The sequence below is a fragment of the Streptomyces sp. NBC_01408 genome, from assembly GCF_026340255.1.
Classification (GTDB): domain Bacteria; phylum Actinomycetota; class Actinomycetes; order Streptomycetales; family Streptomycetaceae; genus Streptomyces.
Genome location: NZ_JAPEPJ010000001.1, coordinates 4,170,003 through 4,191,036 on the forward strand (window position 1 = coordinate 4,170,003; position 21,034 = coordinate 4,191,036).

Here is a 21,034-nt window from a genome sequence, read left to right on the forward strand (position 1 = left end):
ATCGATGCGCGGAGCGCAACGGTCACGGCTTGTCCGGGTCGAACGCGCGAACGTACCGTTTTGGGACACCCCCATCCCTCCTGTCACAGAGGTACGTCCATGCCCCCGCTGCGCACCGCCCTCCTCCAGAGCTCCGGAAGGCTCGGCGACACCGCCGCGAACCTCAAGGCGCTCGACGAGGCCGCGGCGCGCGCCGCACAGGGCGGGGCCGGGCTCCTCGTGACCTCGGAGATGTTCCTCACCGGCTACGCGCTGGACGTCCGGGACATCGCCGCCCTCGCCGAACCGGCCGACGGCATGTCCGCCCGGGCCATCGGCGAGATCGCCCGCCGCCACGGGGTCGCCGTCCTGTACGGCTACCCCGAGCGCGCCGGCTCCGCCGTCTTCAACGCGGCGCAGCTCATCGGCCCCGAGGGGGCCCCGCTCGCGAACTACCGCAAGACCCACCTCTTCGGCAGCTTCGAGCAGGAGGCCTTCACCCCCGGCGACACCTCCGTCGTCCAGGCGGACCTGAACGGCCTCCGGGTCGGCATCATGATCTGCTACGACGTGGAGTTCCCCGAGAACGTCCGGGCGCACGCGCTCGCCGGCACCGACCTCCTCCTGGTGCCGACCGCGCAGATGCACCCGTTCCAGTTCGTCGCCGAACAGCTCGTCCCGGTACGGGCCTTCGAGAACCAGATGTACATCGCCTACGTCAACCGCACCGGCCCGGAAGGCGAGTTCGAATTCGTCGGACTCAGCTGCCTGGCGAGCCCCGACGGGGTCACCCGGACCCGGGCCGGCCGCGGCGAGGAGCTGGTGTTCGGCGAGGCCGACCCCGAGCTGCTGGCGGCGTCCCGCGAGACCAATCCCTACCTGCGCGACCGCCGCCCCGGGCTCTACGCCTCCCTCGTCTGACCCCTTTCCCCCAGCCCTGCCGCAAGGAGACGTACCCCCATGACGTCCACGGTGCCCACCACCGCCGTCCCGCACAGCGACGGACAGCCGCCGATCACCATGTTCGGCCCGGACTTCCCGTACGCGTACGACGACTTCCTCGCCCACCCGGCGGGCCTGGGTCAGATACCGGCGACCGAGCACGGCACCGAGGTCGCCGTCATCGGCGGTGGACTGTCCGGCATCATCTCCGCCTACGAGCTGATGAAGATGGGCCTCAAGCCCGTCGTCTACGAGGCCGACCAGATCGGCGGCCGGCTGCGCACCGTCGGCTTCGAGGGCGCCGGCACCGAGGAGCTGACCGCGGAGATGGGCGCCATGCGCTTCCCGCCGTCCTCCACCGCGCTCCAGCACTACATCGACCTCGTCGGCCTGGTCACGGAGCCCTTCCCGAACCCGCTGGCCGAGGCCACCCCCTCGACGGTCGTCGACCTCAAGGGTGAGACCCACTACGCGGAGACCATCGCCGACCTCCCGCAGGTCTACCGCGACGTCGCCGCCGCGTGGAACGCCTGCCTCGACGAGGGCGCCGACTTCTCCGACATGAACACCGCGATGCGCGAGCGGGACGTCCCGCGCATCCGCGAGATCTGGGCGAAGCTCGTCGAGAAGCTCGATGACGAGACCTTCTACGGGTTCCTCTGCAAGTCCGAGGCCTTCCAGTCCTTCCGCAAGCGCGAGATCTTCGGCCAGGTCGGCTTCGGCACCGGTGGCTGGGACACCGACTTCCCGAACTCCATCCTGGAGATCCTGCGCGTCGTCTACACCGAGGCCGACGACCACCACCGCGGCATCGTCGGCGGCTCGCAGCAGCTGCCGCTGCGCCTGTGGGAGCGCGAGCCCGAGAAGATCCTCCACTGGGCGCAGGGCACCTCGCTGTCCTCGCTCCACGGCGGCACCCCGCGCCCGGCGGTGACCCGTCTGCACCGCACGGCGGGCAACCGCATCACGGTCACGGACGCATCCGGCGACATCCGCACGTACCGCGCCGCGATCTTCACCGCACAGTCCTGGATGCTGCTGTCCAAGATCGAGTGCGATGACACGCTCTTCCCGATCGACCACTGGACGGCGATCGAGCGCACCCACTACATGGAGTCCAGCAAGCTCTTCGTCCCGGTCGACCGCCCGTTTTGGCTCGACAAGGACGAGGAGACGGGCCGCGACGTCATGTCGATGACCCTCACGGACCGGATGACCCGCGGCACCTACCTGCTGGACAACGGCCCGGACAAGCCCGCCGTCATCTGCCTCTCGTACACCTGGTGCGACGACAGCCTGAAGTGGCTGCCGCTGTCCGCGAACGAGCGGATGGAGGTCATGCTGAAGTCCCTCGGCGAGATCTACCCGAAGGTCGACATCCGCCGCCACGTCATCGGCAACCCGGTCACCGTGTCCTGGGAGAACGAGCCCTACTTCATGGGCGCGTTCAAGGCCAACCTCCCCGGCCACTACCGCTACCAGCGCCGCCTGTTCACGCACTTCATGCAGGAGCGCCTCCCCGAGGACAAGCGCGGCATCTTCCTCGCGGGCGACGACATCTCCTGGACGGCCGGCTGGGCCGAGGGCGCCGTACAGACCGCACTGAACGCCGTCTGGGGCGTCATGCACCACCTCGGCGGCTCCACGGACGCCACCAACCCGGGCCCGGGCGACGTCTACGACGAGATCGCCCCGGTGGAACTCCCGGAGGACTGATTCCTCCCGGATCCCCGTGACCACGGGCCGTCCCCGCGCGAACAGCGCGGCGGCGGCCCGTTCTCATGCCCGGCGGCGTCAGGTCCACCGCCGTCTAGGACGGGATCCGGCCTAGACGGGGTCTAGCGTCGTCTCCGTAGTCGAGGCACGCGCACCCAGGAGGCAGTCAGATGTCGGTCAAGCCGGTTCCCCAGGGGTACGGCACCGTGACGCCGTGGATCATTTCCCGCGACACGGTGCGGCTCATCGCCTTCCTGAAGGAGGCCTTCGGCGCGGAGGAACTCTCCTGCCTCGCCGGAAAGGACGGCAGCATCGCGCACGCCGAGGTACGGATCGGGGACTCGGTCGTGATGATGTTCGACGCGCGGCCGGAGTGGCCGCCGACCCCCGGGTTCCTGCGCCTCTACGTGGAGGACGCCGACGCCGTGCACCGACGGGCCGTCGCGGCCGGCGGCACCTCGGTCACCGAGGTCACCCACCTGGCCTTCGGCGACCGGGTGGGCCGGGTGCGGGATCCGCTGGGGAACCTGTACTGGATCCAGACCCGCGTGGAGGACGTGAGCGAGCAGGAGATGGAGCGTCGGTTCCAAGACCCGGAGTTCACCGCGGCGATGGAGTACGTCACTGGCGCCGACTTCTTCCCGGGCCGGGACTCCGGGCAGGGCTGACCCGTCACGACGCGGCCAGGCAGACCTTCCGGCCTCAGCACCGGCCGGGTGCCGCCGTCAGAGGAGGCCGGGTCCGCCGGCCCGGACCGGCGGACCCGGCCGGCAGGGGGCCGCCGCGGCCGGGAGGGGGGTCAGCAGGCAGCGGCCGATCAGGCCCACGCTCGCGTCCAGGGACTCGCGGAACTCCTCGGCCAGCTCGGGGGAGCGCCGCAGGGTCCACAGCAGCCGGGCCGAGGCCCAGGCACCGCCGCGGGCGCGGTCCAGGCTCCACGAGCCGAGCAGGTGGGTCAGCGGGTCGGCGATCTCCAGCAGGTCCGGGCCCGGCATCAGCTCCTCGCGGATGTGCTCCTCCAGCGCGACCAGGGTGTCGCCGACCCGGTCGAAGTCCGCTTCGAGGGCGCGGGGCTCGCAGTCCAGGGCGCGGCAGGCCGACACCACCGCCAGCGCCAGGTCGTGGCCGATGTGCGCGTTGATCCCGGCCAGCGCGTGCTGGAGCGGACGCACCCCCGGGTGGCGCCGGTACTGGAGCAGCGGGCGCCAGCAGGCCGGGGCCCGGTCCGACTCCACCGCCGTCAGGTAGCGCTCCGCGAACCGCACGCTGAGCGTCTGCGCCGCCCGTGGCGCCGGGAAGTCCCCGCGCTCGATCCGGCGGTGCAGGGTCCGGGTCACCGTCAGGTACACCCGGTTGAAGACGGCGACGCCGTCCTGCGGCGGCAGCCGCTCGTCCAGGGCGCGCATCCGCGCCAGCACCGCTTCCATGGGGGCAGGTTCGCAGGCCCCGGCGGGGATCCGGGGAACTTGGCCGTACGCTTCCCCGGTTCGGGCGAAACCCCGTCAACGCTGATTGTCCTGCGGCTCCTGGTCGTCGTAGGAGGAGGTGCCCGCGTCGAGCAGGGGCGGCTGTTCCTTCAGGTGCGCGGGGGCGAAGTACCGCAGCGCGTGGTAGCCGGTGATCACCACGATCGTGCCCAGGGCGATGCCGCCGAGCTCGAAGCTGTCGGTGATCTGGAGCTTGACCCCGCCGACGCCGATGATGATGCCCGCGGCGGCCGGCACCAGGTTCAGCGGATTGCGCAGGTCCACCCGGCCGCTGAGCCAGATCTGGGCCCCGAGCAGGCCGATCATGCCGTACAGGATGACGGTGATGCCGCCGAGCACCCCGCCGGGGATCGCGGCGACGACCGCGCCGAACTTGGGGCACAGCCCGAAGAGCAGCGCGAAGCCGGCCGCCGCCCAGTAGGCCGCGGTGGAGTAGACGCGGGTGGCGGCCATGACGCCGATGTTCTCGGAGTACGTGGTGTTCGGCGGGCCGCCGACCGCGGTGGACAGCATGGACGCGGCGCCGTCGGCGGCGATCGCGGTGCCGAGCCTGTCGTCCAGCGGGTCGCCCGTCATCTCGCCGACGGCCTTGATGTGGCCGGCGTTCTCCGCGATCAGCGCGATCACCACCGGCAGCGCGATCAGGATCGCCGACCACTCGAAGGCCGGGGCGTGGAAGGAGGGCAGGCCGATCCAGTCGGCCTTGGCCACCCCGGACAGGTCCAGGCGCCAGTGGTCCACGGCCTCGGGACCGCCCATGGGGGAGTGGATCTTGCCGAAGAGCAGATCGGAGATCCAGGAGATCCCGTATCCGAAGAGCAGGCCGAGGAAGATCGCGATGCGCGACCAGAACCCCCGCAGGCAGACCACGGCGAGCCCGGTGAAGAGCATGGTCAGCAGCGCCGTCCACTGGTCCTGCGGCCAGTACGTCGAAGCTGTCACCGGCGCCAGGTTGAAGCCGATCAGCATGACGACCGCGCCCGTCACCACCGGCGGCATCGCCACGTGGATGATCCGCGCGCCGAAACGCTGGACGGCGAGCCCGGACAGGAACAGGGCCGCTCCGACCACGAAGACGGCGCCGGTCACCACCGCGCTGTCGCCGCCCGAGGCCCGGATCGCCGCCGCCACGCCCACGAAGGACAGCGAGCAGCCCAGGTACGAGGGGATCCGCCCGCGCGTCGCGAGGAGGAAGATCACCGTCGCGATGCCGGACATCATGATGGCCAGGTTCGGGTCCAGGCCCATCAGGACCGGCGCGACGAAGCTCGCGCCGAACATGGCCACCACGTGCTGGGCGCCCAGCCCCGCGGTCCGCGGCCACGACAGCCGCTCCTCCGGCCGGACCACCGCGCCGGGGGCGGGGGTCCGCCCGTCTCCGTGCAGGGTCCAGCCCACGCCGAGGCCCATGTACCGCTCCGTTTCTCCGGCTGATCACATGTATGGATGAGCGAGTCCGAAGTCTCGCCTGCGGGGAGGCGCCAGGCACGCACATCTGCCGCGTTGTCGTCGGTCACCGACTTCCCCAAGCTCTCGGCTTCGCTCGAGCAGGGGAGACCCCATTCGCGTCGACTCCCTCCTCCGCCTTGCAGCCGCACGCGCCTGGCGCCTCCCCGCCCGCCCTGCGGGCGGACGGCGCCACTTCGGACTCGCTCATCCAGGCCGCGGCGCAGGGGATGCCGCCACGGCCAGCGATATATTACGGCCGGATTCGAGCGGGTTCGTCCCTGTTACTCGGACCGGCCTTCTCCGTAGCCTGCCCCACCGGCGGCCCCGGCCGCAGTACCGCGGCCCCCACGACCAGCGCGAAGGCCAGCAGGGTGACCAGGCCGAAGGACACCACGAGCGAACTCGCGTCCGCCACGGCGCCGATCGCCGACGGGGCGATCAGCCCCGAGGTGTACGTGATCGTCGCGACGCCGGCGATCGCCTGCGCCGGGGCCGGACCGCTGCGCGCCGCGGCCGCGAAGGCCAGCGGAACCACCACCGCGATGCCCAGCCCGATCAGAGCGAAGCCCGCCAAGGCCGCGGCCGGCTCCCGGACCGTGACCACGAGCACCCCGCCCGCGGTGGCCAGCACACCGCCCGCCCGGACCGTGCGCACCGCCCCGAACCGGTCGACCACCCGGTCCCCGGCCAGCCGGGCGGCGGCCATGGTCAGCGCGAACGCCGTGGTGGAGGCGGCCGCCAGACCGGCATCGGTGTGCAGCACGTCCCTGAGGTAGACCGCCGACCAGTCCAGGCTCGCCCCCTCCGCGAAGACCGCCGCGAACCCTATGGCGCCGATCAGCAGCGCCGACTTCGGCGGCAGCGCGAAATGCGGCGGCGCCTGCGCGTCCTCGGCGCTCTTCAGGTCCAGCACCCCCTGTACGGCGACCAGCCCGGCCGCGGTGAGGGCCAGCGCGGCGATCAGGTGGTGCAGCCGCGCGTCCGCCCCGGTGTGCGCGGCGACCGTACCCGCGGCGGAACCGAGCAGCGCGCCCACGCTCCACATGCCGTGCAGTGAGGACATGATCGAGCGGCCGACCCGGTTCTCGGTCTCCACGCCGAGCGCGTTCATCGCCACGTCCGACATGCCGGAGGTGGCTCCGTAGACGAACAGCGCACCGCACAGGACGGGCAGGTTCGGGGCGAGGCTCGGCAGGATGAGGGAGAGGGTCCACAGCGTCAGCAGGACCCGCAGTGCGGTACGGGCGCCGTAGCGGTGGTTGATCCGCCCCGCCAGCGGCATCGCGAGCGCCGCGCCCAGGGCCGGGAAGGCCAGGGCCAGTCCCAGGGTGCCGGCGCTGAGCTGCGCGTTCTCCTGGATCCAGGGGATGCGGGTGGCGAAGGAGCCGGTGACGGCGCCGTGTGCGCAGAAGACGGCGGCGATCGCGAAACGGGCATGGCGCAGTCGCGCCGGGCTGAGGTCTGTTTCCCCGGTCATGGGCAGTAAACTATCAGGAACCCTGCCTGATGGTTAATGGCTCCGACCTCCCTAAGATGGGCGCCGTGACTCCTGCCAAGGCCACCGCCACCGCCACCGCCACCGCCACCGCCACCGCCGTTCCGTCCCCCGCCTCCCCGAGCACGGCCCGGGCCATCAACGACCGCCTCGCCCTGCGCCTCCTCCAGGAGTCCGGCCCCCTGACGGCCACCCAGCTCAAGACGCTGACCGGCCTCTCCCGGCCCTCGGTCGCCGACCTCGTCGAGCGGCTGACCGGAGCCGGACTCATCGAGGTCGTCGGCGAGTCCGGCGAGCAACGGCGCGGCCCCAACGCCCGGCTCTACGGGATCGTCGCCCGCCGCGCCCACCTGGCCGCGCTGGACGTACGGACGGACAGCGTCACGGCCGTGGTCACCGACCTCCTCGGCCACCCCCTCGCCGAAGCCGCCCTGCCCGCCGGCGCCCCCGGGGACGCGGTGGCCGCCCTGCTGCGCACCGCCCGCGAAGCCGGCGCGGGCGAGCTGCACACCGTCGTCGTCGGAGCTCCCGGCCTGGTCGCCCCGGGCAGCGGGGAACTGCGCGACACCACCGGCCTGCCGAGCTGGCACCGGGACCTGGTGACCGCCCTCCAGCAGAGCCTGCCCGCCGTGGTCGTGGTCGAGAACGAGACCAACCTTGCCGCCCTCGCCGAGCAGCGCCTGGGCGTGGCCCGCGACCTCGACTCCTTCGTCCTGCTGTGGCTGGGCGCGGGGGTGGGCGCGGCCGTGGTCCTGGACGGCCGACTGCGCCGGGGCGCCTCCGGCGGCGCGGGCGAGATCGGCTTCCTGCCGGTGCCGGGCACCGCCGGGCTGCCCTCCGCCACCGACTGCGGGGGCGGGTTCCACGCCCTGGCGGGCCGGGACGCCGTGACGGCGCTGGCGGCGGAGCACGGCTTCCGGGGACCGGCGGAGGAGGCCGTGGCCGGCGCCGCAGGCGAGCCCTTCCTCGACGCCCTGGCCGAACGCCTCGCCCTGGGCGCGGCGGCGGTCGCGGCCGTCCTGGACCCGGGCTGCGTGGTGCTGGCCGGCGAACTCGGCCGCGCGGGCGGCCCCGCCCTGGCCGCGCGGGTCGCCCGCCGCCTGACGACGCTGACCCCGGTCCCGACGGAGGTCCGAGCCACCGCCCTGGGCGGCCCGGCCGTCCTTGCGGGAGCCCGCCTGGCCGCGCGCGAGGCGGCGCAGGAGGTGCTGTTCGGCACCCCCTAGTGCGCCCGAAGTGGCGCCGGCCGCCCCGGGCGGGCGGACTTCGCGGACACGGCCCGGGGCCCCGGCTACCGTCCCCGCTCCGCCAGGTACTGCGCGAAGGTCACCCGGCCCACCGCGTGCGACGGCGTCAGGTTGCCGCCCCGCCGGAAGCCCGCGTACGCCTTCCCCGCCAGCGGCAGCGCGAGGATCCGGCGCCGCCGGCCCGTCGCGTCCAGATAGGCGCGGCCCCACTCCGGCAGGGTGCGGATCTCCGGGCCGCCCATGTCCGGGACCCGGCCCGACGGGGTGGGCAGCGCCAGCTCCGCCAGCCGGTCCGCGACCTCCGTGACCGCGATGGGCTGCACCCGGACCCCGTACGGCAGCGGGACCACCGGCAGCTTCGCCGCCGTGTCCACCACCCGCGCCACCAGGTCGTGGAACTGCGTCGTGCGCAGGATCGTCACGCCCAGCCCGGAAGCCTCCAGCAGCCGCTCCACCTCCAGCTTCGTGCGGTAGTAGCCGAGCGGGACCGCGTCCACCCCGACGATCGAGACGTAGACGAGGTTCGTGACCGTTCCGGCCCGTCGGGCCGCCTCGATCAGGCGCCCGGCGGCCACGTCGTCCCCGCCGCGCGGGGACGACGCGCAGTGCACGATCACCTCCGCGCCCGCCGTCGCCGTGTCCAGCCCGCTGCCGTCGCGCAGGTCGACGGGGAAGTCCGGGGAGTGCCGGCTCAGCACGCGGACGTCGTGCCCGGCCGCCCGCAGGCGGGTCACGAGCGACGTGCCGAGGGTCCCGGTGCCCCCGGTGACGAGGATGGCGCTCATGGTGTCGGTCCTTCCCTGAGGAGATGTGTCCACCAGAACAGACCGGACAGCCCTCGGGAACGTGACAGCCCCGGCACGGGATCCCGTACGGGGGATGCGGGAGGACATGCGAGGACCCGGTGGCCGCCGGGCCACCGGGTCCTCACATCAGGTCACCTACGGGAGTCAGCAGGCTCCCTGGTCCTTCCAGACACCCCATTCACCGGTGGTGCCGGGCTCTTCGTTCTGCGTCCACCACTGGGCCTTCCAGTTGCGGCCCTTGTGGGAGACGACGTTGCCGCTGTTGTAGACCGTGCCCGGCACGTACGCGGGGTTCGTGCACGTCCCGCCCGGCGGCGGCGTCGTCGGAGGCGTCGTCGGGGGAGTGGTCGGCGGGGTCGTGGGCGGGGTGGTCGGCGGGGTGGTCGGCGGCTGGGTGCCGCCCGGCTGCACCACCGTGGTGCCGCGCGCCCGGTCCCCGGCCAGGGCGTACGTCGTGCCGGAGATGTTCACCGTCCAGTTGGAGGGCGTGGACACCGGCAGGTAGTAGTTGAACGCCAGGTCGACCGAGGCGCCGGGGGCCAGAGACTGCCAGGCCGGGAGCTTCAGGGAGACCCGGTGGAAGTCGCCCTTCAGGCCGCCGACGTTGCTGCCGGTGTGGCCGCTGCTGATCACCTTCGTACCGAAGCCGGACTGGTCCGAGGCGTTGTTCGGGGCCGAGGTCCCGTAGTCGAACTGGAACTCGGTGCCGCCGGGCAGCGCGGCGTTCGTGTTGTTGGTGATCTTGATCTTCGGGGTGATCGGGTAGTTGGAGTCGCCCAGCTTGAACTCGGTGAACTCCGTCTTGATGTCCACGGCCTGCGTGGGCAGCGCGGCGCCGGACTTCTTCGCGCCGTACGGGGCGGCGGCCTTGAACTTGTCGTACATCAGCGAGGTGAGCGTGTCGCCCATCTCGTACTGGCCCTTGGCGGCGTTCCAGCCGTAGTCGCCGGCCATCTCCCAGACCATCGTGCCGCCGATGCCGCGGTCGACCACGTAATCGGCCTTGGCCGCCACCGACTGCTCGTCCTCCGTGGAGAGGAAGACCTTCTTCTGCGCGTTCCACAGCCACGGCGCCACCAGGGTGGAGTCGTACTTGCGGGCGTAGGTGCCGGTCAGGGTGGTGTTCGCGGGGAAGCCGTACTTGGTGACGTAGTCGCCGACGATCCCCTTCTCGAGGTTCTTGGCGTGCCACATCGGGTTGGAGCCCGCGGGCGACTCGACGCCGTTGGTGTCCTTGTCGTGCCACAGGTTGTCGATGCCGACCGCGCCGTCACCGCACTTGGTCAGGCCCGCGCCGGCCGGGCAGGTGGTCGCGGGGGCCTTGCCCCACAGGCCGTCGGTGCCGCCCTGCACGTTCTTGTGGCCGCGGGTGTAGTAGGGCAGGCCGATGTTGATGCGGCCGGCCGGCATGGACCCGCGGAAGTAGTGGTAGGCCCAGTCGGTGTTGAGGTAGCCGATGTTCCCGTACTGGGAGCTGCCGTAGACGTTCGCGGCGGCCAGCTCGGCGTCCTTGCCGTCGTCGAAGAGCGAGGCGTTCGGCCCGACGAACTCGTTCCAGGCGCCGTGCAGGTCGTAGGACATGATGTTGACGTAGTCCAGGTACTTCTGCATCTGGAACGTCTCCATGCCCCGCAGCAGGTAGCCGGAGGAGGGGGCGGCGACGGTGAGCAGGTAGTGCTTGCCGTCGGCGGCGCCCGCGCGGTCGAGCTTCTCGCGCAGGGACTTCATCAGGGCGTCGTAGCCCTTGACGAGGCCGGCCCGGCGGGCGTTGGACAGCTGCCAGTCCAGCGGGTTGCCTGCGTCCTTCATGGTGGTCGGGTACTCGTAGTCGATGTCGACGCCGTTGAACCCGTATGTGCGGATGAACTCGACCGAGGAGTCCGCGAAGGTGTCGATGCCGGCCTGGTTGACCGAGCCGTCGGCGTTGGTGGCCATCGAGTAGAAGCCGCCGGAGGCGACCCGGTTGCCGTCGTCGCCGAAGTAGCCGCCCGTCTCCGCCCAGCCGCCGACCGAGATCAGCGTCTTGACGTCCGGGTACTGCTTCTTGAACTTGGTCAGCTGGTTGAAGTGGCCCTTGTAGGGGAGGGCGGGATCCATCTCGGCGCCCGCGACGCCCGGCCAGGTCATCCCGGTGGCGGCGTTGTTCGCGTTGTCGGTGCCGACCGAGATCTTGTTGTCGGCTCCCACGTGGGCGAACGCGTAATTCAGATGGGTGACCTTGGACCAGGGGATGTTGTTGGCGAGGTAGGCGGGGGTGCCGTCCTTGCCGGTGCGCCAGCCCGTGAAGTAGCCGATGACGCGTCGCTGGTGGTCGGCGCCCATCTTCTCGCGGCCCTCGGTGTCGTACACCGAGCAGTACGGGACGTCGACACCGGCGGTCTTGTACAGCCCGTCGGGGCGACAGGACTCGTGGTCGGCGGCGTGCGAGACGCCCGTAGAGAGACCGCCCAGCAGCAGTCCGGCGATTGCGGCGCCGGATGCCAGGAGCATCGCTCTCGTACGCGTGGGGGACAGCATGGTGCCTCCTGGGGAGGGGAGGTGGGGAATCAAATGGACACGACGTGGAGCAACAGCAAGGTGACTGACTCGTGTTGGCCCGTGACGTGCGCACATCTGACGGGCTGTTCCCGGGAGAGATGAAGGGAACGTTAAGAGGACTAGACCAACCCGTCAATAGGTCTGGACCAAAGCTGGCTGCAGTCGGTCACACCCGTTGCGGCGCCTGGCCTCCGCCCGCCCGGGACCGGACCGCCCCCGTCCACCCCTCCGCCCCGCCCGTCCGGCACCCCTGCCGGACGGGCCGGCTGAGACCGCCTCGAATCCGCGTCCATGTGAGCCAGGCCACATCTCTTCGCTCGCGTGGCCGCCGATCACCCGTGGCAGACTGAATCCAGTACCAGTAAGCAGCGCACTCCGGGGTCGGTGTAATTCCGAACCGGCGGTTATAGTCCGCGACCCGTCCGCAGCCAGCGGCCGGTTGACCAGGTGAGATTCCTGGACCGACGGTTAAAGTCCGGATGGGAGGCAGTGCGCGGCGGGCCAGTGACCGGTACGCCGCCGTCGGCGGTTCGTCGGCGTATTCCCCTGTGGATACGTCTGACCGGACCGTTTTTCCGGCCTCGGCGTCCCCGTGTGCGCAAACCCGCTTCATCTGTCGTATCCCGACAGGCCCCGGAGTCCGTGCCCGATGAGGCAGGAGGACCCGGTGGCGACACCCACCACGGACGCGGCACCCGACGAGGCCACCCGCGCCATGCGCCGAGCCGTCGAACTCGCGGCCCGCGGGCTCGGCTGCACCACCCCCAACCCGGTCGTCGGCTGCGTCATCACCGACGCCGAGGGCACCGTCGTCGGCGAGGGCTGGCACCAGCGGGCCGGCGGCCCGCACGCCGAGGTCCACGCCCTGCGCGCGGCAGGAGACGCCGCCCGCGGCGCCACCGCCTACGTCACCCTCGAACCCTGCAACCACACCGGCCGTACGGGACCCTGCGCACAGGCCCTGATCGCCGCCGGGATCAGCCGCGTCGTGTACGCCGTGTCCGACCCCAGCCCGCAGGCCGGCGGCGGAGCCGCCACCCTGCGCGCCGCCGGGATCCAGACCACGGCCGGACTCCTCGCAGAAGAGGCCGAGCAGGGCAACGCCGCCTGGCTGACCTCCGTACGCCTCGGGCGCCCGCACGTCACGTGGAAGTACGCCGCCACCCTCGACGGCCGCAGCGCCGCCGCGGACGGCAGCAGCCGCTGGATCAGCTCCGCCGAGTCCCGGGCCGACGTCCACCGGCTGCGCGCCGAGAGCGACGCGGTCCTCGTCGGCTCCGGCACCCTGCGCGCCGACGACCCGCACCTCGCCGTGCGCGGACTCACCGGCCACGACGCCGCGGAGCAGCCGCTGCGGATCGCCCTCGACGCCCGCGCCACGATCCTGCCGACCGCCCGCATCCTCGACGGGGCCGCGCCCACCCTGCTCGTCGTCGGCGAGGACGCCGACACCCGGCACCTGCCCGGCGTCGACATCCTGCGCCTGCCCCTGCACGACGGGCGCATCGGCGTGCACGACCTGCTCGCCCGGCTGCACGCCCGCGGCACGCGCTCCGTCCTCCTGGAAGGCGGGCCCGCCCTGGCCGGGGCCTTCCTCGCCGCCGGAGCCGTCGACCGCGTCATCGGCTACCTCGCCCCGGCCCTCCTCGGCGCGGGCCCCGCGGCCCTCGCCGACGCCGGCATCAAGAACATCTCCGACGCGCTGCGCCTCGACATCACCGAGGCCGTCCGCATCGGTCCCGATCTCCGCATCACCGCAGTCCCCGTCACCGCACCCGCCACCGCCACCAAGGAGCACTGAGTGTTCACCGGAATCGTCGAAGAACTGGGCGAGGTCGCCGCCGTCGAGCAGCTCGCGGAAGCCTCCCGCTTCCGCCTGCGCGGCCCCCTCGTCACCGAGGGCGCCAAGCACGGCGACTCCATCGCCGTCAACGGCGTCTGCCTGACCGTCGTGGACACCGCCGACGGCGAGTTCACCGCCGACGTCATGCAGGAGACCCTCAACCGCTCCAGCCTCGGCGCACTCACCCAGGGCTCCCGTGTCAACCTCGAGCGGCCCATGGCCCTCGGCGGACGGCTCGGCGGCCACCTGGTCCAGGGGCACGTGGACGGCACCGGCGAGATCCTCTCCCGGACCCCCTCCGAGCACTGGGAGATCGTCAAGATCGCCCTCCCGGCGAACCTCTCGCGCTACGTCGTCGAGAAGGGCTCCATCACGGTGGACGGCGTCAGCCTCACCGTCGTCGAGGCCGCCGCCGACTGGTTCAGCATCAGCCTGATCCCCACCACCCTCGCGCTGACCACCCTCGGCATCAAGCAGCCCGGCGACCCGGTCAACCTCGAGGTCGACGTCCTCGCGAAGTACGTCGAGCGCCTCCTGGCCGCCGGGGTCGACCCCCTGCACGCCGAAGGAGCCGACCGGTGAGCGCCCTGACCTGGCTCAACGCCGAGGCCTTCACCGTCTTCGGCCAGAAGGTCATCTGGTCCGACATGATCGGCAACCTGATGGGCCTGGCCGCCCTCGCCCTCGGCTGGCGCCGCTCCATATGGACCTGGCCCGCCCAGCTCCTCTCCGGCCTGATCCTCGTCGCCGCCTACGCCTCCGCCCACCTCTCCGGCGGCGTCGGCAAGCAGCTCCTGGTCATCGGAGTGGCCCTCTGGGGCTGGCGCGCCTGGCAGCAGGGCAAGCGGCAGGCCCAGGACGGCTCCATCGCGGTACGCACCGCCACCTGGAAGGAGCGCGGACTGCTCCTCGCCGGAGCGGCGCTGGGCACCCTCGCCGTCGGCGGGCTGTTCACGCTCTTCCCGCACCTGTCCTGGAGCCCGTGGGCCGACGCCTACATCTTCGTCGGCACCATCGTCGCGATGGTCGCCCAGGCCCGCGGCCTCGTCGAGTTCTGGTTCGCCTGGCTCCTCGTCGACCTGGTCGGCGTCCCCCTCGCCTTCAACGGCGGCCTGGCCTTCTCCGGCCTCGTCTACGTCGTGTACTTCGCCCTCGTCCTGTGGGGCGCCTACGACTGGTACCAGCGCTCTCGCACCACCTCCGCCCCGGCCCTGAAAGGAGCAACGGCATGACCCCCACCCTCAAGCCCGTGCCCGACGTCCTGGACGTCCCCGAGGAGACCTTCCGCCTCGACCCGGTCGAGCAGGCCATCCGCGACATTGCCGCGGGCCGCCCGATCGTCGTCGTCGACGACGAGGACCGCGAGAACGAGGGCGACCTCGTCATCGCCGCCGAGAAGGCCACCCCCGAGATCGTCGCCTTCATGATGAGCGAGTGCCGCGGCCTGATCTGCGCCCCCATGGAGGGCCCCGAGCTGGAGCGGCTCGAACTCCCCCAGATGGTCCAGCACAACACCGAGTCGATGCAGACCGCCTTCACCGTCTCCGTCGACGCCACTGCCGCCCACGGGGTGACGACCGGCATCTCCGCCGCCGACCGCGCCACCACCCTGCGCCTCCTGGCGAACGGGACCTCCGAGCCCGGCGACTTCGTCCGCCCCGGCCACATCTTCCCGCTGCGCGCCAAGCCCGGCGGCGTCCTGGTCCGCAACGGCCACACCGAGGCCGCCGTCGACCTCGCCCGCCTAGCGGGCCTGCGCCCGGCCGGCGCCATCGTGGAGATCGCCGGCGAGGACGGCGTCATGCTGCGCCTGCCCGAGCTGATCCCCTTCGCCCGCAAGCACGGCCTGACGATCATCTCCATCGAGGACCTGATCGCCTACCGCCGCTCCGCCGAGCCCACCGTGCGCCGCGAGGCCGAGGTCAGCCTGCCGACCGCCTTCGGGGACTTCACCGCGTACGGCTACCGCTCCACCGTCGACGGGGTCGAGCACGTGGCCCTCGTCCACGGCGAGGTCGGCGACGGCGAGGACATCCTCGTCCGGATGCACTCCGAGTGCCTGACCGGCGACATCTTCCAGTCCCAGCGCTGCGACTGCGGCCCCCAGCTGCACGCCTCCATGGAACGCATCCAGGCCGAGGGCCGCGGCGTCGTCGTCTACCTGCGCGGCCACGAGGGCCGCGGCATCGGACTGGTGTCCAAACTGCGCGCCTACGAGCTCCAGGAGCGCGGCCGCGACACCCTCGACGCCAACCTGGAACTCGGCCTGCCCGCCGACGCCCGCGACTACGGCGCCGGCGCGCAGATCCTCGCCGACCTCGGCGTGCGCAGCGTCCGGCTGCTGACCAACAACCCCGACAAGTCCGCCGCCCTCGTCCGGCACGGCATCACGGTCGCCGGCCGCGAGGCCATGCCGATCGAGGCGGGCGAGCACAACCTGCGGTACCTGCGCACCAAGCGGGACCGGATGGGCCACGACCTGCCCTGGCTGGAGGGCGCCGTGCCCACCGCCTGCGGCAACCAGTAACCACACACACCGGCACACACCACCACCAGACATCCGTACGCACCCGTACACGAACCACCGAGGAGCAGAGCTGTGAGCGGCAAGGGCGCACCCGAACTGAACGTGAAGAACTGCGGAGACCTGCGAGTCGCCGTCATCGCGGCCCAGTGGCACGAGAAGGTCATGGACGGACTGGTCGACGGCGCCCTGCGGGCCCTGCACGAGCTGGGCATCGACGAGCCCACCCTGCTGCGGGTCCCGGGCAGCTTCGAGCTCCCGGTCGTGGCGAAGGTACTGGCCGGTCGCGGTTACGATGCCATCGTCGCCCTCGGAGTGGTCATCCGCGGCGGCACCCCGCACTTCGACTACGTCTGCCAGGGCGTCACCCAGGGCCTGGTACAGGTGTCGATCGACACCGGAGTCCCCGTCGGCTTCGGCGTACTGACCTGCGACAACGACGAGCAGGCGCTGGACCGCGCCGGGCTCGAGGGGTCGAACGAGGACAAGGGACACGAAGCGGTCACCGCCGCCGTCTCCACCGCCATGACCCTGCGGACCGTCAGCGAACCCTGGCGCTGAGTGGCGTGGGGGAACCCCGTATTCTGAGGACCATCATGGCGAACAAACCCTCCAAGAGCTTCGAAGAGCTCTTCACCGAGCTCCAGCTCAAGGCCGCCAACGGCGACCCCAGCACCTCCCGCACCGCCGAGCTCGTCAGCAAGGGCGTCCATGCCATCGGCAAGAAGGTCGTCGAGGAGGCCGCCGAGGTCTGGATGGCCGCCGAGTACGAGGGCAAGGAAGCCGCCGCCGAGGAGATCTCCCAGCTGCTCTACCACGTCCAGGTGATGATGGTGGCGCGCGGGATCTCCCTCGACGACGTCTACGCGCACCTCTAGGCCGGAAGCTCCGCCCGCGGGCCCCCGCCCCACCAGCACACACCTTTCGCAACCTACGCACCAAAGGAAGCCCCATGCTGCGCATCGCCGTCCCCAACAAGGGTTCACTCTCCGGACCGGCGTCGGCGATGCTCCATGAGGCCGGCTACCGCCAGCGCAAGGAGTCCAAGGAGCTCGTGGTCGTCGACCCCGAGAACGAGGTGGAGTTCTTCTACCTCCGCCCCAAGGACATCGCGATCTACGTCTCCTCGGGCAAGCTCGACATCGGCATCACCGGCCGTGACCTGCTGCTCGACTCCGGCGCCAGCGCCGAGGAGATCCTGCCGCTGAACTTCGGCCGCTCCACCTTCCGCTACGCCACCAAGCCCGGCACCGCGAACGGCCCCGAGGACTTCCACGGGATGACGATCGCGACCTCGTACGAGGGAATCGTCGCCAAGCACCTCGCCGACCAGGGGATCGACGCCTCCGTCGTCCACCTGGACGGCGCGGTCGAGACGGCCATCCAGCTCGGCGTCGCCCAGATCATCGCGGACGTCGTCGAGACCGGCACCAGCCTGCGCAACGCCGGCCTCCAGGTCATCGGCGACCCCATCCTCACCTCCGAGGCCGTGGTCATCCGCGGCAACGGCGCCGACGCCGAAGACCCGCGGGCCCAGCAGTTCCTGCGCCGCCTCCAGGGCGTCCTGGTGGCCCGCAGCTACGTGATGATGGACTACGACTGCCGCGCCGAGCACCTGGAACGCGCCGTCGCCCTCACCCCGGGCCTGGAGTCGCCGACCATCTCCCCGCTGCACAACGAGGGCTGGGTCGCCGTCCGGGCCATGGTCCCGGCCAAGGAGGCCCAGCGGATCATGGACGACCTGTACGAGCTCGGCGCCCGCGCCATCCTCACCACCTCGATCCACGCCTGCCGTCTCTGACCCGTACGCCGTACGCCGACCCGTAGGCCCCCTCCCGAAGGCAACGCACGCACATGACCGAGTCCGCCGCCCAGCCCGCACCGCCCGCCCTGCCGGTCACCTTCCGGCCGACCCGCACCCGGGCGGTCCTGCTGGGCGTCGGGCTCGTCATGTTCGTCACCATCACGACGGTCGCGGTCCTCCTGGAGAGGCTCAACCCGGGGGAGCGCGTCAGCTTCGTCTTCATGGCGGCGCTCCTCACCTCCGTCCTCGTCCTGCTCAGCCGCCCCAAGGTGGTCGCGGACGAGAACGGCGTCACCGTCGTCAACCTCACGACCAAGCGCCGCCTGGAATGGGCCCAGATCCTGCGGGTCAACCTGCGCCCCGGCGACCCGTGGGTCTTCCTCGACCTCAGCGACGGCACCAGCCTGCCCGCCCTCGGCATCCAGCCCGGCGTGGCCAGGCAGCAGGCCGTCAGCGACGCCCGCGCCCTGCGCGCCCTCGCCGAGACCCGCGGAACCGGCGCCCACGAACACTGAGCCCCAGGGGGTGTCCCGCGCCGACCCTGAGGCGGCCCGGAGACGAACCTGAGCATCCGCCCCCGACCGCTGCGTCCCATTGCGGCGGCGACCTCAGTGACTACCCTGGTGGCGGGGCGCGGCTGCGCGCCCTCCCACCGGCCCCGGGACCCCGTGGCCCGCGGGCAACTGCGACTTGAGGAGTGACTCCCTCCAGCAATGGACGGATCGTCCGGTAGTACCCGCGCCGCCCTCCCCCCGGAGGCGGCGGCATGACCATCCCGCTACTCCTGCTCCTGGCGGCTTTCGCCCTCATCCTCGCCAACGGTTTCTTCGTGGCGGCCGAATTCGGCCTCGTCACCGTCGAGAAGCCCGAGGCCGAACGAGCCGCCGCCGACGGCGACCGCCGTGCCCGCACGGTGGTCGAAGCCCTACGGGAGCTGTCCTTCCAGCTCTCCGGCACCCAGCTCGGCATCACCATCACCTCCCTCGTGGTCGGCATGCTCGCCGAGCCCGCCCTCGCCGCACTGCTGGCCGGGCCGCTCACCGCGACCGGCCTCCCCGCAGGAGCCACCGCCGGCGTGTCCGTCGTCATCGGCATGCTGCTCGCCTCCGCCGTCCAGATGGTCGTCGGCGAGCTCGTCCCGAAGAACTGGGCGGTCTCCCGGCCGCTCCAGGTGGCCCGCTTCGTCGCCGGCCCCCAGCAGGCCTTCTCCGGCGCCCTGCGCCCCGTCATCGCCGGCCTCAACGCCGTCGCCAACCGGCTGGTGCGCGCCCTCGGCGTGGAACCCACCGAGGAGATGGCCTCCGCCCGCACCCCCGGCGAACTGGTCTCCCTGGTCCGCCATTCGGCCCAGGCCGGCGCCCTCGAACAGGACACCGCCGACCTCTTCGTACGCACCCTCTCGCTGGGCGAGCTCACCGCCCAGCACGTCATGACCCCCCGGGTGAAGGTCAGCGCCCTCCAGCACACGGCCACCGCCGCCGACGTCCTCAACCTGACCCGCGCCACCGGCCTGTCCCGCTTCCCCGTCTACCGCGAGCGCATCGACGAGATCACCGGTGTGGTCTCCCTCAAGGACGCCCTCGCCGTACCCGAGGCGGAACGTGCCCGCACCACCGTCGCCCGGATCTCCGTCGCCCCGCTCCTGGTGCCCGGCTCCCTGCCGGTGCAGCCCCTGCTGGAGCGGCTGCGCAGCGAACAGCCGATGGCCGTGGTGGTCGACGAGTACGGCGGCACCGCCGGCGTGGTCACCCTGGAGGACATCGTGGAGGAACTCGTCGGCGAGGTCCGCGACGAGCACGACCACGCGGAGGACCGCCGGCCCGAGCTGGCCCCCGTACCCCCCGAGGACGGCCGCCCCTCCTGGGAGGCCGACGGCAGCTGCCGGGTGCAGACCCTGCGCCGCATAGGCCTGGAGGTCCCCGAAGGCCCCTACGAGACCGTCGCGGGCCTCGTCGCCGACCTGCTCGGCCGTATCCCCGCCCCCGGGGACCGCGCCGAACTCCCCGGCTGGAAGCTCTCCGTCCGCCAGGTCGGCCGCTACCGGGCCGAACGGGTCCGGCTGGTGCGCACCGTCCCCGCCACCGCCCCCGCCGAACTGGAAGCGGTGGGCCGGTGAACGCCCTCCAACTCCTGTTCGCCCTGCTCCTCGTACTCGCCAACGGCTTCTTCGTCGGCGCCGAGTTCGCCCTCGTCTCCGTACGGCGCAGCCAGATCGAACCGCTCGCCGCAAGCTCCAAGCGGGCCCGGCAGGTCCTCCACGGCCTGGAGAACCTGCCCCGCATGATGGCCGCCGCGCAGTTCGGCATCACCCTGTGCTCCCTCACCCTGGGAGCCGTCGCCGAACCCACCGTGGCGAGGCTCCTGGAGCCCCTCTTCCACACCCTGCACGTCCCCCACCCCCTCATCCACCCCCTCGGCTACGCCCTCGCGCTCGCCGCCGTGGTCGTCCTGCACCTGGTCATCGGCGAAATGGTCCCCAAGAACCTCGCCATGGCCGCCCCCGAGAAGACCGCCCTGTGGTTCAGCCCCGGCCTGGTCGCCTTCGCCCGCCTGTGCGGGCCGGTCACGACCGCGCTCGGCGCCTGCGCCACGCTCGTCCTGCGGCTCTTCAAGGTCGAGCCCAAGGACGAGGTCGAGGCCGTCTACACCAGCGCCCAGCTCGGCCGCCTCGTCGAGGACTCCCGGCAGGCCGGGCTCCTGGAACCGGGGGAGCAGGAGCGCCTGGAGGACGCCCTCGAACTGGGCAGCCGCCCGGTCACCGACGTCCTCCTCGCCCGGGACCGCATCGTCACCGTCGGCCCCTCGGCCACCCCGCGGCAGATCGAGCAGCTGACGGTGCGCACCGGGTACTCCCGCTTCCCGGTCCGCTCCGGCAGCGGGGCCTTCATGGGCTACCTGCACGTCAAGGACGTACTGGACCTGGAGGACCGGGAGCGGGCCGTTCCGCAGCGGGTGTGGCGCCGGATGACCACCCTGTCGGCGACCCTCCCGCTGGACGACGCGCTGAGCGTCATGCGCCGGGACGCCACCCACCTGGCGCAGGTCGCGGACGCCAGCGGGCGGGTCCTGGGCCTCGTCGCCCTGGAGGACGTCCTGGAGATGCTGGTGGGAGAGGTACGCGACCCCGCGCACCGCGTGCCGGCGGCTCGCACGTAGCGCCGCCGCTGCCGGGGGCTCCGCCCCCGGCACCCCGCGCAGCGCCAC

At 72.0% G+C, this 21,034-nt stretch carries 19 protein-coding genes and 1 riboswitch; of the genes, 14 read left to right on the forward strand and 5 right to left on the reverse strand.

The genetic code is table 11. The features are described 5' to 3' along the window. Positions 1-99 precede the first annotated feature (99 nt). The 3 genes from OG447_RS19045 (at position 100) to OG447_RS19055 (ending at position 3,305) form a co-directional block, all read left to right on the forward strand. Positions 100-900 (forward strand): carbon-nitrogen hydrolase family protein, encoded by an 801-nt coding sequence (locus tag OG447_RS19045; RefSeq protein ID WP_266937975.1) that lies wholly within the window; start codon positions 100-102, stop codon positions 898-900. 39 nt (positions 901-939) lie between these two features. Next, a complete protein-coding gene (locus OG447_RS19050) occupies positions 940-2,637 on the forward strand; it encodes an NAD(P)/FAD-dependent oxidoreductase (protein ID WP_266937976.1) in 1,698 nt (565 codons plus the stop codon). Between the two features lie 170 nt (positions 2,638-2,807). Beyond that, positions 2,808-3,305 carry a VOC family protein gene (locus tag OG447_RS19055; protein ID WP_266937977.1) on the forward strand — a complete coding sequence of 166 codons (498 nt, stop codon included), beginning with the start codon at positions 2,808-2,810 and terminating at the stop codon, positions 3,303-3,305. A 57-nt stretch (positions 3,306-3,362) separates the two neighbouring features. Here the strand turns inward: OG447_RS19055 and OG447_RS19060 are convergent, their stop codons facing one another. The 3 genes from OG447_RS19060 to OG447_RS19070 form a co-directional block, all read right to left on the reverse strand. Next, positions 3,363-4,064, reverse strand: a complete 702-nt coding sequence (locus OG447_RS19060; RefSeq protein WP_266937978.1) for a DUF5995 family protein — start codon at positions 4,062-4,064, stop codon at positions 3,363-3,365. A gap of 75 nt (positions 4,065-4,139) precedes the next feature. Continuing rightward, the gene (locus tag OG447_RS19065; protein WP_266937979.1) at positions 4,140-5,534 is read right to left on the reverse strand and encodes a uracil-xanthine permease family protein; all 1,395 of its coding nucleotides are present in this window, start codon (positions 5,532-5,534) and stop codon (positions 4,140-4,142) included. 289 nt (positions 5,535-5,823) lie between these two features. Beyond that, positions 5,824-7,050, reverse strand: a complete 1,227-nt coding sequence (locus OG447_RS19070; RefSeq protein ID WP_266937980.1) for an MFS transporter — start codon at positions 7,048-7,050, stop codon at positions 5,824-5,826. A gap of 56 nt (positions 7,051-7,106) precedes the next feature. Between OG447_RS19070 and OG447_RS19075 the strand changes: the two genes are divergently transcribed. Continuing rightward, complete coding sequence (locus OG447_RS19075) at positions 7,107-8,294, forward strand: ROK family transcriptional regulator (protein WP_266937981.1); 1,188 nt, start codon at positions 7,107-7,109, stop codon at positions 8,292-8,294. A 65-nt stretch (positions 8,295-8,359) separates the two neighbouring features. Here the strand turns inward: OG447_RS19075 and OG447_RS19080 are convergent, their stop codons facing one another. Continuing rightward, on the reverse strand, positions 8,360-9,100 hold the full coding sequence (locus OG447_RS19080; RefSeq protein ID WP_266937983.1) for an SDR family oxidoreductase: 741 nt from the start codon (positions 9,098-9,100) through the stop codon (positions 8,360-8,362). A gap of 165 nt (positions 9,101-9,265) precedes the next feature. Further along, positions 9,266-11,638 carry a chitinase C-terminal domain-containing protein gene (locus OG447_RS19085; RefSeq protein WP_266937985.1) on the reverse strand — a complete coding sequence of 791 codons (2,373 nt, stop codon included), beginning with the start codon at positions 11,636-11,638 and terminating at the stop codon, positions 9,266-9,268. Positions 11,639-12,025: 387 nt separating this feature from the next. Beyond that, positions 12,026-12,156, forward strand: a riboswitch (FMN riboswitch). Between the two features lie 218 nt (positions 12,157-12,374). On the opposite strand from OG447_RS19085, the gene ribD reads away from it, so the two are divergent. The 10 genes from ribD to OG447_RS19135 all read left to right on the forward strand — a co-directional run bounded on the left by ribD (position 12,375) and on the right by OG447_RS19135 (position 20,986). Then, positions 12,375-13,460, forward strand: coding sequence for a bifunctional diaminohydroxyphosphoribosylaminopyrimidine deaminase/5-amino-6-(5-phosphoribosylamino)uracil reductase RibD (ribD, locus tag OG447_RS19090; RefSeq protein WP_266938940.1), 1,086 nt, complete (start codon positions 12,375-12,377; stop codon positions 13,458-13,460). Further along, positions 13,461-14,084 (forward strand): riboflavin synthase, encoded by a 624-nt coding sequence (locus OG447_RS19095; protein ID WP_266937987.1) that lies wholly within the window; start codon positions 13,461-13,463, stop codon positions 14,082-14,084. Continuing rightward, the gene (locus OG447_RS19100; protein ID WP_266937989.1) at positions 14,081-14,734 is read left to right on the forward strand and encodes a nicotinamide mononucleotide transporter family protein; all 654 of its coding nucleotides are present in this window, start codon (positions 14,081-14,083) and stop codon (positions 14,732-14,734) included. The genes OG447_RS19095 and OG447_RS19100 overlap by 4 nt, the downstream gene beginning before the upstream one ends. Then, the gene (locus OG447_RS19105; RefSeq protein WP_266937991.1) at positions 14,731-16,029 is read left to right on the forward strand and encodes a bifunctional 3,4-dihydroxy-2-butanone-4-phosphate synthase/GTP cyclohydrolase II; all 1,299 of its coding nucleotides are present in this window, start codon (positions 14,731-14,733) and stop codon (positions 16,027-16,029) included. The genes OG447_RS19100 and OG447_RS19105 overlap by 4 nt, the downstream gene beginning before the upstream one ends. A 72-nt stretch (positions 16,030-16,101) precedes the next feature. Beyond that, the gene (gene ribH / locus OG447_RS19110; RefSeq protein ID WP_266937993.1) at positions 16,102-16,587 is read left to right on the forward strand and encodes a 6,7-dimethyl-8-ribityllumazine synthase; all 486 of its coding nucleotides are present in this window, start codon (positions 16,102-16,104) and stop codon (positions 16,585-16,587) included. Between the two features lie 35 nt (positions 16,588-16,622). Further along, complete coding sequence (locus OG447_RS19115; protein WP_266937995.1) at positions 16,623-16,904, forward strand: phosphoribosyl-ATP diphosphatase; 282 nt, start codon at positions 16,623-16,625, stop codon at positions 16,902-16,904. 74 nt (positions 16,905-16,978) lie between these two features. Continuing rightward, positions 16,979-17,827: an ATP phosphoribosyltransferase gene (gene hisG, locus OG447_RS19120; RefSeq protein ID WP_266937997.1), complete on the forward strand. Its 849-nt coding sequence runs from the start codon at positions 16,979-16,981 to the stop codon at positions 17,825-17,827. 53 nt (positions 17,828-17,880) lie between these two features. Beyond that, positions 17,881-18,345, forward strand: coding sequence for a PH domain-containing protein (locus OG447_RS19125; protein ID WP_266937999.1), 465 nt, complete (start codon positions 17,881-17,883; stop codon positions 18,343-18,345). Positions 18,346-18,596: 251 nt separating this feature from the next. Continuing rightward, positions 18,597-19,946, forward strand: a complete 1,350-nt coding sequence (locus tag OG447_RS19130; RefSeq protein WP_266938001.1) for a hemolysin family protein — start codon at positions 18,597-18,599, stop codon at positions 19,944-19,946. Beyond that, positions 19,943-20,986, forward strand: coding sequence for a hemolysin family protein (locus OG447_RS19135; protein WP_266938003.1), 1,044 nt, complete (start codon positions 19,943-19,945; stop codon positions 20,984-20,986). Before OG447_RS19130 ends, OG447_RS19135 begins: the two co-directional genes overlap by 4 nt. The last annotated feature ends 48 nt before the right edge of the window (positions 20,987-21,034 follow it).

Coding starts and splice junctions, on each gene's coding strand:
- OG447_RS19045 (WP_266937975.1), top strand. CDS start 100: ATGCCCCCGCTGCGCACCGCCCTCCTCCAGAGCTCCGGAAGGCTCGGC.
- OG447_RS19050 (WP_266937976.1), top strand. CDS start 940: ATGACGTCCACGGTGCCCACCACCGCCGTCCCGCACAGCGACGGACAG.
- OG447_RS19055 (WP_266937977.1), top strand. CDS start 2,808: ATGTCGGTCAAGCCGGTTCCCCAGGGGTACGGCACCGTGACGCCGTGG.
- OG447_RS19060 (WP_266937978.1), bottom strand. CDS start 4,064: ATGGAAGCGGTGCTGGCGCGGATGCGCGCCCTGGACGAGCGGCTGCCG.
- OG447_RS19065 (WP_266937979.1), bottom strand. CDS start 5,534: ATGGGCCTCGGCGTGGGCTGGACCCTGCACGGAGACGGGCGGACCCCC.
- OG447_RS19070 (WP_266937980.1), bottom strand. CDS start 7,050: ATGACCGGGGAAACAGACCTCAGCCCGGCGCGACTGCGCCATGCCCGT.
- OG447_RS19075 (WP_266937981.1), top strand. CDS start 7,107: ATGGGCGCCGTGACTCCTGCCAAGGCCACCGCCACCGCCACCGCCACC.
- OG447_RS19080 (WP_266937983.1), bottom strand. CDS start 9,100: ATGAGCGCCATCCTCGTCACCGGGGGCACCGGGACCCTCGGCACGTCG.
- OG447_RS19085 (WP_266937985.1), bottom strand. CDS start 11,638: ATGCTGTCCCCCACGCGTACGAGAGCGATGCTCCTGGCATCCGGCGCC.
- ribD (WP_266938940.1), top strand. CDS start 12,375: ATGCGCCGAGCCGTCGAACTCGCGGCCCGCGGGCTCGGCTGCACCACC.
- OG447_RS19105 (WP_266937991.1), top strand. CDS start 14,731: ATGACCCCCACCCTCAAGCCCGTGCCCGACGTCCTGGACGTCCCCGAG.
- OG447_RS19115 (WP_266937995.1), top strand. CDS start 16,623: ATGGCGAACAAACCCTCCAAGAGCTTCGAAGAGCTCTTCACCGAGCTC.
- hisG (WP_266937997.1), top strand. CDS start 16,979: ATGCTGCGCATCGCCGTCCCCAACAAGGGTTCACTCTCCGGACCGGCG.
- OG447_RS19125 (WP_266937999.1), top strand. CDS start 17,881: ATGACCGAGTCCGCCGCCCAGCCCGCACCGCCCGCCCTGCCGGTCACC.
- OG447_RS19130 (WP_266938001.1), top strand. CDS start 18,597: ATGACCATCCCGCTACTCCTGCTCCTGGCGGCTTTCGCCCTCATCCTC.